Origin of the sequence: Afipia sp. Root123D2, assembly GCF_001425835.1 — a bacterium.
GTDB lineage: Bacteria > Pseudomonadota > Alphaproteobacteria > Rhizobiales > Xanthobacteraceae > Afipia.
Genome location: NZ_LMDP01000004.1, coordinates 123,980 through 137,099 on the forward strand (window position 1 = coordinate 123,980; position 13,120 = coordinate 137,099).

The following is a 13,120-nucleotide window of genomic DNA, read 5'->3' on the forward strand; positions in this document are numbered from 1 at the left end:
CGATACCGCTAAGACGTGGATGGCCGGAATAAATCCGGCCATGACGCGCTGATAGATAAGCGCATTAGTTCACTGACCTCATTTCCGGTCAGGCTCTGAGGTAAACGTCGCGGACCGGGCCGGACAATCACTCCCAGTTCAACGCGCCGCCGTTCTGATATTCGATCACGCGGGTCTCGAAGAAGTTCTTCTCCTTCTTGAGATCCATCGCCTCAGACATCCATGGGAACGGATTGTCGGTTTCGGCGAACACCGCCCCGACGCCGATCTGTGCGCAGCGCCGGTTGGCGATGAAGTGCATGTACTGTTCGCACAGCGCCGCGTTCAGCCCGAGGAATCCGCGCGGCATGGTATCGCGGCCATAGGCGGCTTCGAGTTCGGCGGCGTCGCGGATCATGCCGCGCACTTCGTCCTGAAACACCGTCGTCCACAGATGCGGATTCTCGATCTTGATCTGGTTGATGACGTCGATGCCGAAGTTGAGATGGATCGACTCGTCGCGCAGGATGTACTGATACTGCTCGGCGATGCCGACCATCTTGTTGCGGCGGCCAAGCGACAGGATCTGCGCGAAGCCGGTGTAGAACCACATGCCCTCGAAGATCACGTAGAACGCGACAAGATCGCGCAGGAACGCCTGATCCTTCTCCGGCGTGCCGGTCGAGAAACCGGGGTCTTCGAGATTCTGCGTGTGCTTCAGCGCCCACGCCGCCTTGTCGGTGATCGCGGGCACCTCGCGATACATGTTGAACAGCTCGCCTTCGTCGAGGCCGAGGCTTTCGACGATGTACTGGAAGGTGTGGGTGTGCACCGCTTCCTCGAACGCCTGCCGCAGCAGGTACTGCCGGCATTCGGGATTGGTGAGATGGCGATAGATCGCCAGCACGATGTTGTTGGCGACCAGTGACTCGGATGCGGCGAAGAACCCGAGATTACGCTTGATGGCGCGGCGTTCGTCCTCGGTCAGGCCGTCGCGCGATTTCCACAGCGCGATATCCGCCTGCATCGACACTTCGGTGGGCATCCAGTGATTGTTACAACCGGCGAGATATTTCTCCCACGCCCACCGGTATTTCAGCGGCAGCAGCTGATTGACGTCAGCGCGGCAGTTAATCATCGCCTTGTCGTCGACCGACACCCGGGCGCCGCCACGTTCGATTTCTCCGAGGCCAGTGGGATCGGCGGCGGGCGTGGGGGAGTCGGACGCCGTGTTGAAGATGGTGGCCGGTGAGGGCGGTGTTGCTGTGGCGGTGGTTGGTGAATCGGACCAGTCGAGCATGGGATGTTCCTGTTGTTTCGATGATGCGCTCCCTCTCCCCTGTGGGGAGAGGGCTGGGGTGAGGGGGGCTACGGAGACCGCAACAGAGACTCGATCCCCCTCACCCGACATGCTTCGCATGTCGACCTCTCCCCGCCGGGGAGAGGTGACCGCGCAAGTTTTTGAAATTTTCATTTCAGCCAGGCTCCTCAGGATGAGCACACTGTTACTGACACGCCTCGCATTCGGGGTTGTCGATCGAGCATGCCATCACCCCGGTGAGATCCGGCGCGGCGGAGGCGGCGGGGATCAGGATCGGCGCATGGCTGACCGCGCGTGACGACGCCGACACCGCGTTGAGCTTGCCGTCGGTCCCTTTCAGCGTCGACTTCTCGACATGGGTGGCGCTGCGCGAGCGCAGGTAATAGGTCGTCTTGAGGCCGCGCTGCCAGGCGAGGCGATAGAGCGCGTCGAGCTTCTTGCCGGATGGATTGGCAATGTAGAGATTGAGCGACTGCGCCTGATCGATCCACTTTTGCCGCCGCGCCGCCGCCTCGATCAGCCATGCGCTGTCGATCTCGAACGCGGTGGCGTACAGCGCCTTGAGATCATCCGGCACGCGGTCGATGGCACCCAGGCTGCCGTCGAAATATTTCAGGTCGGAAACCATCACCTCGTCCCACAGCCCGCGCGCTTTCAAGTCGCGCACAAGGAACGCGTTCACCACGGTGAAGTCGCCGGACATGTTCGATTTGACATAGAGGTTCTGGTAGGCGGGCTCGATCGATTGCGCGACGCCGCAGATGTTGGAGATCGTCGCGGTCGGCGCAATCGCCATCACGTTGGAATTGCGCATTCCGGTGGTCTGCACCCGCTTGCGCAACGAATCCCAGTCGAGCGTGGCGGAGCGGTCCATCGTGACGCTGCCGCGCGCGTCATCGACCAGCGCGATCGAATCGACCGGCAGGATGCCCTGTGACCACAACGATCCGCTAAACGAGGGATAACGCCCGCGCTGTTCGGCGAGATCGACGGAGGCCGAAATGGCATGGAACGCAATCGCCTCCATGCTGAGATCGGCGAACGCCACCGCCGCGTCGGACGCCATCGGAATCCGCTGGACCTGCAGCGCATCCTGAAACCCCATCAGGCCCAAACCGACCGGGCGGTGCTTCAGGTTGGAACGCCGCGCCTCGGGGATGGTGTAGAAATTGATGTCGATGACGTTGTCGAGCATGCGCAGCGCGGTGGTCACGGTCGATTTGAGTTTGGTGTGGTCGATGCCGTCCGCGCCGACGTGGTTGAGAAGGTTGACCGAGCCGAGATTGCACACCGCGACTTCGTCGGCCGAGGTATTGAGCGTGATTTCGGTGCACAGGTTCGACGAGTGGATGACGCCGACATGCTGCTGCGGCGAGCGCAGGTTGCACGGATCCTTGAAGGTGATCCACGGATGCCCGGTCTCGAACAGCATGGTCAGCATCCGCCGCCACAAATCGGTGGCGCGCAGCGTCTTGAACACGCGCAGTTCGCCGCGCGCGACCTTGCCTTCGTAGTGGGCGTAGCGTTCGGCAAAGTCCTTGCCGTACACATCGTGCAGGTCCGGCGTCTCGTCGGGCGAGAACAGCGTCCAGTCGCCATCGGCCTCGACGCGCTGCATGAACAGGTCCGGCACCCAGTTGGCGGTGTTCATGTCGTGGGTGCGGCGGCGGTCGTCGCCGGTGTTCTTGCGCAGATCGAGAAATTCCTCGATGTCGATGTGCCAGGTTTCGAGATAGGCGCACACTGCTCCCTTGCGCTTGCCGCCTTGATTGACCGCGATGGCGGTGTCGTTGGCGACCTTCAGGAACGGCACCACGCCCTGGCTTTCGCCGTTGGTGCCCTTGATGTGGGCGCCGAGGCCGCGCACCGGGGTCCAGTCGTTGCCGAGGCCACCGGAATATTTCGCCAGCAGCGCGTTGTCCTTGATCGACTTGAAAATGCCGTCGAGATCGTCAGCCACCGTGGTCAGGAAGCACGACGACAGTTGCGGCCGCAGCGTGCCGGAGTTGAACAGCGTCGGCGTCGAGGCCATGAAATCGAACGACGACAGCAGATCGTAGAATTCGATCGCCTTGGCTTCGCGGTCGATCTCGCGCGCGGCGAGGCCCATCGCCACGCGCATGAAAAATGCTTGCGGCAGTTCGATGCGGTTGCCGCCGGTGTGAAGGAAATAGCGGTCGTAGAGGGTTTGCAGGCCGAGGAACTGGAACAGCAGATCGCGCTCCGGCTTCAGCGCGGCGGCAATTCCCGCCAGGTCGAAACGGCCCAGTTCCGGGTCGAGCAGTTCGGTGGCGATGCCGGTTTTGACGTAGGCCGGGAAATAGTCGGCGTAGCGCGTCGCCATCTCCGCCTGCGTGGCGTTGCTCGGCGTGGCATGGACGAACGACAGCACCTCGGTGCGCAGCTTGTCGAGCAGCAGGCGCGCGCTGACATACGCGTAATCCGGCTCCTGTTCGACCAGCGTGCGCGCCGCCATGATCGCGGCGAGCGCCAGTTCGTCCTGGCTGATGCCGTCGTAGAGATTGCGGCGGGTTTCGCTGAGCACCGGCGCCGCATCGACGCCGTCGAGCCCGGCGCAGGCTTCATCGATGATCCGCGTCAGACGATCGAGGTCGAGCGGTACGCGCGATCCGTTCGCCAGCGTGACATGAAGCAGCGGCGCGGCCGGAGCCTTCGCGGCGGCGGTGTTCGTTTTCTCGGCGCGCTCGCGGGCGCGCTCCTCGCGATACAGCACATAGGCGCGGGCGACCTTGTGGTGTTCGCTGCGCATCAGCGCCAGTTCGACCTGATCCTGCACGTCCTCGATGTGGAAGGTGCGGCCTTCGCCGGCGCGGCGGGTGAGGGCGCCGACGATCTCGCCGGTCAGTTGGGCGACGCTGTCATGGACGCGGCGCGATGCGGCGGCCGTGCTGCCCTCGACGGCGAGGAACGCCTTGGTCATCGCCACTGAAATCTTCCCGGCGTCGAACGGCGACACCTGTCCGTTGCGGCGGATGATCTGGAAAGGCGGCTCGCTCGCGGCGTGCGCAAGGGATTCGGGACGCAACTGGAACAAGGGCGCCGTGGCGGCGGCTTCGCGTGCGAGAGGAAGAGAAGGTGAAGAACCGGACATCGGCAGACCCCGTGATGCGTTGTGTGGGGGCTGGGGCCGGGAGGGCGCTGCATGATGACCGGCAAGAAGCCGGAAAGACCTGCTGCGACCGCCGGGACACCCCGCCCGTGGACGTTCTGGTGTCGCGGCAGGTCTCCTGGCTCACAGGTCATCGTCGATCCCGGTCTTCCCGATGCTTGCGCACCAGTGACGTCGGTCGGAATCAACTCACTGCTTACAGTTGCGGGGGCAGCGCCGGCCTTGCCTTGGTTCAAGGCGCACCGGCTTCCCTCTTAGCCCTCTTGCCGTGTCTTCGACTCAAGGGACCGTGACGGCTATATTTAGTATCGGCTGTGTGGTGGCTGTCAATGGATTGTGGTGTTGTCCCCGTTATTCACCGGGCGCATGGCGGGCGGGGAAGAACGGCGATTGCAGTGGTGCCGTCTCGATGAATGTCATCACCGGGCTTGTCCCGGTGATCCCGCTTAGGCTGGCACGGTGCGTCCCCAAGCGGGATGCCCGGCACATAGGCGAGCGGAAGCGACGCCGTTCTTCGAACGGCAAGGCCGGGCATGACATTCGGTGGACTAGTTGCGGTGAAGCCGCGCGCTCAGCCGTTCTTCGCGCCGCTGTTCTCCTTCAGCACCTCGAACACTGCCGCCGTGTCGTCGTCACCGAGGCCCATGGCCATCGCCTGGGTGTAGACCGGCTGGGTGAGCGTAAACATCGGCGTGTCGCAGCCGAGGCCGTCGGCGAATTCGGCGATGATCGCCATGTCCTTTTTCCAGGTCGACACCCGCATGGTCGCGGGCTGATAGCTGCGCGCGGCCATCATCGGCGCGCGCATCTGGAACATGCGCGAGCCGCCGGCGCCGGGGCCGACCATCTCGATCACTTGATTGAGGTCGAGCCCGGCGCGCTCCGCCAGCACCATCGCTTCGGCGGAGGCGACGTTGTGGATTGCCACCAGATGGTTGGCGATGAATTTCATCCGGCTGCCGTTGCCATAGACGCCGAGGTCCGCGCTCTGCTTGGCGAAATCGGAAAACAGCGGCATGCAGCGCGCGATCGCGGCACTGTCGCCGCTGGCATAGACCACGAGGTCGCGGTTCTCGGCCTGCGCACCGGTGCCACTCAGCGGACAATCGAGCGCGATGTGTCCCGCGCCGTCAAGAATTTCCTTGAAGCGCAGCTTGTCAGCAATGGTGAGCGTGCTGAGTTCGAGCACGATCCGCTGCGCCGCGCCGGAGGTCGCGATTTCGGTCGCGACCTTCTCCGCTGCGGCGGGATTGGGCAGGCTGGTGAGAATGATCGCAGCATGATGCGCGACCTCACTCACGCTCTGAGCGATCCGGATTCCATCGCGCGCCAGGGCCGCGCCCTTGGTGGCATCGACATCGAAACCAATCACGGTCCAGCCGCGCGCGGCGAGATTTTTCGCGATCGCACCGCCCATGATGCCGAGGCCGACGATTCCGGCGATTTTGTCGCTCATTGTTTCGCTCCGCAGCGTACGCCAGCCTCCGGCTGCGCCGTGACAGGGTTCTGTTTATTATAGTGATCGAGCGATAAACAAAGAACCTTGTCAAGTCAAAGCCGCGCGGTGCATGCTGCGGTCAAGAAACAATGACGCGCGCATCGGCGCACGCCGATAAAAGGAGCAAAGCGATCCGCATGGCTGACCTGACGATCATGGTGGCGCCGAACGGCGCGCGCAAAGGCCGTGCCGACCATCCCCATTTGCCGATCACGCCGGATGAACTCGCCGATGAAGCGTTCGCCTGCCAGCAGGCCGGCGCGGGCGCGATTCATCTTCACGTTCGCGACGATCAGGACAAGCATACCCTCGATGCCGCGCGCTATCGCGCCGCGACCGAGGCGGTGCGCAAGCGGGTCGGGCCGGAGATGGTGGTGCAGATCACGACCGAAGCGATTGGTCTGTTCACGCCGCAGCAGCAGATCGACGTGGTGCGCGCGGTGCGGCCCGAAGCGGTCAGCATCGCACCGAAGGAACTGGCGCCCGACGCCAGCGCCGAGGCGGCGGCGAAGGATCTTTATCACTGGGCGCATGATGAGCTCATCGCCGTGCAGCACATCATCTACGCGGCGGACGAATTCGATCGCTTTCTCGATCTCGTCGTGCGCGGCATCGTTCCCGGCAAACGTCATTCGCTGATCTTTCCGCTCGGGCGTTACGCGGCGGGGCAGGAAAGCGATCCGGCGGAATTGATTCCATTCGTTGCGAAGGTCCGCGAGCAGGGCGGAGTGGACCGCTTTCCGTGGTGGGTGTGCGCTTTTGGCGCGGCGGAAACGCCGTCGCTGGTCGCCGCCGCCGCGCTGGGCGGCCATTGCCGGATCGGTTTCGAGAACAGTTTCCTCAACGCCGACGGCAGCCGCGCCGAGAACAATGCCGCGCGCGTCGCCGATTTGCAGGCGTCGTTGCGCGGGATTTCAAGGCCGCGTTCGTCGCGCGCGCAGGCGCTTCATGCGTTAGGGAAGCCGGACTGACGTAACCGCGCGTTGCGGAGCAAAAACGCGCGGGCCGGCGAACGCCGCGCCGCATTTGTGCGTCGCACAGCAGCAGCCCCTTGCCATCGGCCCGGCCTTACGCTATTTATCGAGCGATAAATCAAGGCGTCAACAAAAAGCCTGCGGGGAGTGGATGATGAAAGTTCTCGGTTTCAATCACCTTTCGATCGGGGCGAAGGATCTGGAAGAGTCATCGCGCTTCTACCAGACGGTGCTCGGGATGGAGCTGATCCCGACCTACAATTTCGGCTTCAAGACGAAATACCTGCGCTGCGGCGAGCTTCAGCTTCATCTGTTCGAACTTGAGGACCACGTTCCGGTCTATCAGCACTTCGCGCTCGACGTGGACGACTTCCATGCCGCCTATGAGAAGGCGAAGGCGATCGGTGCGCTGGATTCCAGCGCCTTCCGCAACCCGGTCAACGAACTGCCGGACGGCTGCGTGCAGATGTATCTACGCGATCCCGCCGGCAACCTGATCGAGATCGACTGGCCGGACGTCAACACGCTGGATCGTTCGCGGATCCCCGAGATGAAACTGCTGACCGAATTCGCCGCGCAGGACGACGAGGGCCTGAAGGCGTCGCTGTATCTCGACCGGCCGCAGATGAAAAGGAAGGCCGGTGCCGGCAAGGTTGCTGCGCGCTAGCTGCGAGGGAAACAGATGTCCGGAACGGTCAAGAAACTCGAAATCAACCCGCGCTCCAGCGGTGACGATGGCCTTTACGCCGAGATGCTCGAACGCGCGCGGGCGCTGGTGCCGGCCTTGCGCGAGCGCGCGTCGGTCACCGAGGAGTTGCGTTCGCTGCCGCCGGAAACCGAGCGCGAGCTGCACGAGGCCGGGCTGTTCCGGATATTGCAGCCGAAACGCGTCGGCGGCTCCGAACTGGATTATGTGGCGCTGGTCGATTTCGCCGATGCCGTCGCGCAGGCCGATGCGTCGGTGGCGTGGAATCTCACCAACCTCGCCAGCCATCACTGGATGCTCGGCATGTTCGACCGCCGCGCGCAGGATGCGATCTGGAACGAAAGCCCCGATACCCTGATCGCGTCGTCGTTCATTTTTCCGGCGGGCCGCGCGCGCAAGACCAAGGGCGGCTACATCCTGTCCGGCCGCTGGCCGTTTTCCTCGGGCGTCAATTCGAGCACGTGGAACATGCTCGCCGGCATCGTGTCGTCTGATGACGATGCGGACGGCGTCGAGTATCGCGTCTTCCTGCTCAAGAAGGCCGATTACAACATCATCGACACATGGACCGCGACCGGCCTGAAAGGCACCGGCTCGAACGACGTCGAGGCCAAGGAGGTGTTCGTACCCGAGCACATGACGCTCGCGGTGCGCGATGTCGCCGGCGGCCCGACGCCGGGCAGCGCGGTCAATCCGTCCGCGCTCTATGCGCTGCCGGTGTTCGCGCTGTTTCCGTTCGTGTTGTCGGGTGCCGCGCTCGGCAACGCGCAAGTCTGTCTCGACGACTATGTCGGCATCGCGCGTCATCGCGCCTCGACCTACAACCGCGCCAGGCTCGGCGACCTGCAGACCACGCAGATCAAGGTGGCGGAAGCGTCCGCCAAGATCGACTCGTCGCGGCTGATCATGCGGCGCACCTGCATCGAGGCGATGGCCGATGCGCGGCGCGGTGTCATTCCGCACATGGCGGAGAAAACCAAATATCGCCGCGATGGCGCCTATTCGGTGAACCTGTGCACCGAAGCGGTGTCGCTGCTGTTTTCGGCCAGCGGCGCGCGCGGGCTGTACACCACCGGCGCGTTGCAGCGCCAGTTCCGCGATGCTCATGCGATCAACGCCCACATCGCGTTCAATTTCGATGCGGCGGGGACGAATTACGGCCGGGTGGCGCTCGATCTGCCGTCCGAGAATCTCACCCTTTGAGGTCGCGATGTCTGCCGTTTCGCATCAGAACGATCCCGAGAACGAACTGTCGAGCGACAATTCGCTGATCGATCCGCGCGATTTCCGCACCGCGCTCGGCCGGTTCGCCACCGGCGTCACGGTGATCACGGCGGCGGCCGCCGACGGCAAGCCGGTCGGGCTGACCTGTAATTCCTTCGCCTCGGTGTCGCTCAACCCGCCGCTGGTGCTGTGGAGTCTGGTCGCGTTCTCGCCGAGCATGGGCGTGTTCCAGAACGCCAGCCATTTCACGGTCAACGTGCTGGGCGCATCCCAGCGCGATCTGGCAATGCAGTTCGCCAAGCCGGCCGAGGATAAATTCGCGGGCGTGACGTGGGAGCGCGGCCTTGGCGATGCGCCGGTGCTGGCCGGCACGGTTGCCTCATTCCAGTGCCGCACCGCTGCCCGGTATTATGGGGGCGATCACGTGATTTTTCTTGGTGCCGTGGAGTCCTACGCTTACAACCATGCCGAGCCGCTTCTGTTCGCGCGCGGCGGATTCGGTCAATTCACGCCGGGGCCGTAGCCCCGCCCGCTTCGGTTAAGAAACAGATCTCGATGAGAAAGAAGTCCAAATCGCCGGCGGTCCAGGCCAAGCAGAAGCGTCTGCCGCCGGAGGACCGGCGCAAGGAATTCATCCGCAAGGCGACCGAGTTTTTCGCCGACGAGGGATTCAACGGCGGAACCCGCGAACTGGCACGCCGGCTTGGGGTGACGCAGCCGCTGCTGTATCGTTACTTTCCGAGCAAGGACGACCTGATCAAGGAAGTCTATAACAAGGTGTATCTCGAGCCGCTCGACAGCGGCTGGGAGAAACGGCTGGCCGACCGCGCGCGTCCGTTGCGCGAACGCCTGCAGCAGTTCTACGAAAGCTACACCGACGCGGTGTTCACCCGCACCTGGCTGCGCATCTATCTGTTCTCCGGCCTCAAGGGTCTCGACATCAACCGCTGGTACGTCAGCGTTGTGCGCGACAAAATTCTCACGCGCATCGTCAAGGAGTGGCGCGCCGAAGCCGGGCTGCCGACACAGACCAAACCGACGGCGTACGAACTGGAAATGGCGTGGGTCTTTCACGCCGGCATTTTCTACTACGGCGTGCGCAAGTTCATCTACGAGTCGCCGGTGCTCGAGGACAAGGCCAAGATGATCGCGGATGCGATCGACATCTATCTCGCCGGCGTCATGCGGGTCTCGAAAAAAGACAAGCCGCCCCGCGCGCGTTCGTCGTCGCGGCGGTCAGATCGTCTCGATCTGGCCGTTGGCCGCTGAGCGCTGGATCGCCTCGAAGGTCCTAACGTTCGCCAGCATTTCCTCATGCGTCACCGGGTAGGGCGCGCCGCCCGTCGCGGCACGGCCGAACGCCTCGAGATTGTCGCGCACCGCCGCGTGCGGCGGATAGTAAGCGGCGGCCGGCGCCGCGCCGCGCACCACGCGCGTCACGTCCCAGCCGGTCGGATTCTCCGGGTGGGTGCGGTCGCAAATTTCCATCCAGCCTTTCGAGCCGAGCAGTGCCAGCCGCCCCATGAACGGCGTCGCCAGCACGGCGGTGAGCAGCGCGGTCGCGCCGCTCTCGAAGCCGAGCGTGATCGTCAGCGTATCGCCGTTGGCGAAGTCGCTGCCCAGCGTTGCGAGCCGCGCCCACACCTTCACCGGCTTGCCGAGAATCGCGATCGACAGATCGACCATATGAATTCCGGTGGCAGACAGCGGGCCGACCGGATTCTCCGCCTTTGACAGCCGCCAGTTGTCACGTGGCAGGTTGAGAAACTTGTCCTGGCTGAAATTGCCTTCGACCACGAGGCCCATGCCGAACTCGCCGTCGGCGTAACGCTTGCGCATCTCGATCACCGCCGGCTCGAAGCGCCGTTCGTGGCCGATGCCGATCTGCACGTTCGCCGCCTTGACTGCGGCAAGCGCGCGTTCGGCGTCGCGCCCGGTGGTGCACAGCGGTTTTTCGCAAAACACGTGACGCCCGGCGCGGGCGGCGGCTTCGATCTGTCTGGCGTGGCGGTCCTGCGGCGTGCACAGGATCACGGCCTCGATGTCCGGGCGCGCCAGCGCGTCTTCGAACTGCGCCGCGGTTTGCAGTCCTGTGGCGGCGGCCTTGGCGCGGGCGCCTTCGAGCGGGTCGATGCCGAGCACCGGCCTAATCACGTCGCTGGTGGCGAGACTCGCGGCGATGGTTTGTCCCCACCAGCCGAGACCGATGATTGCGGCCCTGATCATGGGTGAACTCCCGAGGTTATTTTTTAAGGCCGGCCATCTGGCCGCGATACCAGTCGCCGATCTCGCTCGCTGTCATCAGCGCGACGCCGTCATGGCTGACGGCATGATCGAGCAACTGCTCGAGATATTTGATCCGGTGCGGCACGCCGGTGATGTAGGGGTGAATCGAAATCGCCATCACCCGGGCGTTGTCGTTGCCTTCAAGATAAAGGCGGTCGAACTGGTCGATGCCGCGCTGCAGGAACTGCTCGGACGGCAGATGCTGGAGAGCGTGAACGACGATGTCGTTGGTCTCGACGGTGTAGGGGATCGTGGTGATGGTGCCGTGCGGCGTCTCGATGTCCTGCGGCAGATCGTCGATCACCCAGTCGGCGACGTATTCGACGCCGTTTTTCCGCAGCAGGTCGAGAGTGTCGACGGTCTCGGTGAGGCCGGGGCTTTCCCATGACCGCACCGCCTTGCCGGTATAGGCGGCGATGGTGTCGACGGCACGCTTGATGGCGTCGGGCTGGTTGTCGAGCTTGTGCATCGGCCCTTGCAGGAAACCGTGGCCCATGAACTCGAAGCCGGCGTCGCGCGCCGCCGCCGTCACGCGCGGATAGGAATTGCAGACGTTAGCGTTGACCGCCAGCGTCGTCGGAATGTTGCGGTCGGTCAGCGCCTTGAACTGCCGCCAGAACCCGGCGCGCATCCCGTATTCATGCCATGCCCAGTTCGGCACGTCGGGCTGCAACGGCTGGCCCATCGGCGGACTGAGCACGGTTCGCGGCATCGCGTTTTCGATCCGCCATTCCTCGACATTGAGGATCACCCACACCGCGAGCTTCTTGCCGCCGGGCAGCGTGAGTTTCGGACGATCGACGAGGGCCTGATAGGGAATACGATCACTGAGAGCCAAGGAGCGCTCCTCTTGTTGTTGTTGCGCCGCTACTCCGCGGCGGTTGCTTTTTGACTCCGCGCGCCGACGTTGACCAGAGGCATCACCTTCTCGGCGGTGAGAATCATCGACTGGCGCCCAAGCTCCCGATCCTTCCAGTCCTTTCCGGCATAAAGAAGGGTGCCGAAGGTACCGACTTCTTCCTGGAACGCGAGAATCTGGTCGGCGACGCTATCCGGCGTGCCGTGGATGATCAACTTGTCGCAGATCATCTCCAGTGTCACTTCATCGTCAGGCTGATCGCGGCGGGTCTTGAACAGTTCGATGCGGCCGTTCTTCTTCAGTTTGGTGAACAGCGAGCGGTAATAGTTGACGTACGGTCCGTCCGGATCGGTGGCATAGGCCTTCGCCGTCGCCGCATCTTTGGCGACGAACACGCTCTTGGCGACGCGCCAGTTGGCCGGATCGGCGGGACGGCCGCCGCGCTCGCAGCCTTCGACATATTTCGGCCAGTGGCTTTTCACCCATGCCGGCATCAGGAAGTTGGCGGAGATCGGCTCCCAGCCGCGCGCCGCAGCTTCAGTGACGCCCTTCGAGAAGGGCGCGACGGCGGTAACCACGATCGGCGGGTGAGGGCGCTGCAACGGCTTCGGGATATAGCCCTGACCGATCTCCTTGATCAGCGTGCGCTCGGTCGAGATCGTCCAGTATTTGCCCGGCAGGTTGTAGGGCGGCTCATGGGTCCAGATGTCGAGCACATGATTGATCGCTTCGAGGAACATCTCGTTGCGGTTGAAATTGAGATTGCCGAACAGCTCGGCGTCGGACAGCAGGCCGCCGGGGCTGATGCCGAAGATCAGACGGCCGTCGAGCATGTGATCGAGCATCGCGAGGCTCGCGGCGACGGCGGCCGGATGCGCGTTCGGCATGTTGACCGTGCCGGTGCCGAGCTTGATGTTCTTGGTGGCGGCGGCGATCCAGGCAAGGAACGTCACGCAGGAGGTGATGTTCTCCGCCTTGTCGGTGACGTGCTCGCCGACATAGGCCTCGGTGAACCCCAGTTCGTCGGCGAGCAGGAAGGCTTCACGATCCTCGGCCAGCGACTGGCGCCAGTCCTTGGTCAGCGGGTGGATCGGCATGGTGAAAAAGCCAAGGTTCATCGTGCGTTTTCCTGAAACAGTGTTT

Annotated in this window: 11 protein-coding genes, 1 pseudogene and 1 riboswitch; of the genes and pseudogenes, 5 read left to right on the forward strand and 7 right to left on the reverse strand. The window is 63.6% G+C overall.

Translation table 11 applies throughout. The annotated features are described in order from the left end of the window. Positions 1–127: 127 nt before the first annotated feature. The 4 genes and pseudogenes from ASC80_RS20220 to ASC80_RS24595 all read right to left on the reverse strand — a co-directional run. On the reverse strand, positions 128–1,279 hold the full coding sequence (locus tag ASC80_RS20220) for a ribonucleotide-diphosphate reductase subunit beta (protein ID WP_082512697.1): 1,152 nt from the start codon (positions 1,277–1,279) through the stop codon (positions 128–130). 205 nt (positions 1,280–1,484) lie between these two features. Then, the gene (locus ASC80_RS20225) at positions 1,485–4,412 is read right to left on the reverse strand and encodes a ribonucleoside-diphosphate reductase subunit alpha (RefSeq protein ID WP_056301342.1); all 2,928 of its coding nucleotides are present in this window, start codon (positions 4,410–4,412) and stop codon (positions 1,485–1,487) included. A 109-nt stretch (positions 4,413–4,521) separates the two neighbouring features. Beyond that, positions 4,522–4,737, reverse strand: a riboswitch (cobalamin riboswitch). A gap of 264 nt (positions 4,738–5,001) precedes the next feature. Next, entirely contained in the window at positions 5,002–5,448 is a 447-nt protein-coding gene (locus ASC80_RS24590; RefSeq protein WP_283805059.1) for an NAD-binding protein, read from the reverse strand. After that, positions 5,428–5,907, reverse strand: a pseudogene (locus ASC80_RS24595) (NAD(P)-binding domain-containing protein); the annotation flags it as partial. The pseudogene ASC80_RS24595 and the gene ASC80_RS24590, both read right to left, overlap by 21 nt. Positions 5,908–6,065: 158 nt before the next feature. Here ASC80_RS24595 and ASC80_RS20235 point away from each other — a divergent pair. The 5 genes from ASC80_RS20235 (at position 6,066) to ASC80_RS20255 (ending at position 10,101) form a co-directional block, all read left to right on the forward strand. Then, positions 6,066–6,899 (forward strand): beta-keto acid cleavage family enzyme, encoded by an 834-nt coding sequence (locus ASC80_RS20235; protein WP_056301347.1) that lies wholly within the window; start codon positions 6,066–6,068, stop codon positions 6,897–6,899. 157 nt (positions 6,900–7,056) lie between these two features. Further along, positions 7,057–7,569 (forward strand): VOC family protein, encoded by a 513-nt coding sequence (locus tag ASC80_RS20240; RefSeq protein ID WP_056301782.1) that lies wholly within the window; start codon positions 7,057–7,059, stop codon positions 7,567–7,569. A 15-nt stretch (positions 7,570–7,584) separates the two neighbouring features. After that, positions 7,585–8,811, forward strand: coding sequence for an acyl-CoA dehydrogenase family protein (locus ASC80_RS20245; protein WP_056301348.1), 1,227 nt, complete (start codon positions 7,585–7,587; stop codon positions 8,809–8,811). Between the two features lie 7 nt (positions 8,812–8,818). Next, a complete protein-coding gene (locus tag ASC80_RS20250; RefSeq protein ID WP_056301350.1) occupies positions 8,819–9,355 on the forward strand; it encodes a flavin reductase family protein in 537 nt (178 codons plus the stop codon). Between the two features lie 32 nt (positions 9,356–9,387). Continuing rightward, positions 9,388–10,101 (forward strand): TetR/AcrR family transcriptional regulator, encoded by a 714-nt coding sequence (locus ASC80_RS20255; protein WP_056301352.1) that lies wholly within the window; start codon positions 9,388–9,390, stop codon positions 10,099–10,101. Here the strand turns inward: ASC80_RS20255 and ASC80_RS20260 are convergent. Genes ASC80_RS20260 through ASC80_RS20270 form a run of 3 tightly spaced genes read right to left on the reverse strand, consistent with a single transcriptional unit; the run spans position 10,069 to position 13,095 of the window. Then, positions 10,069–11,058 (reverse strand): Gfo/Idh/MocA family protein, encoded by a 990-nt coding sequence (locus tag ASC80_RS20260; protein WP_056301354.1) that lies wholly within the window; start codon positions 11,056–11,058, stop codon positions 10,069–10,071. The genes ASC80_RS20255 and ASC80_RS20260 overlap by 33 nt on opposite strands. 16 nt (positions 11,059–11,074) lie before the next feature. Continuing rightward, positions 11,075–11,956, reverse strand: a complete 882-nt coding sequence (locus ASC80_RS20265) for a polysaccharide deacetylase family protein (protein ID WP_056301357.1) — start codon at positions 11,954–11,956, stop codon at positions 11,075–11,077. A gap of 29 nt (positions 11,957–11,985) precedes the next feature. Further along, on the reverse strand, positions 11,986–13,095 hold the full coding sequence (locus ASC80_RS20270; RefSeq protein WP_056301359.1) for an LLM class flavin-dependent oxidoreductase: 1,110 nt from the start codon (positions 13,093–13,095) through the stop codon (positions 11,986–11,988). Between the last annotated feature and the right edge of the window lie 25 nt (positions 13,096–13,120).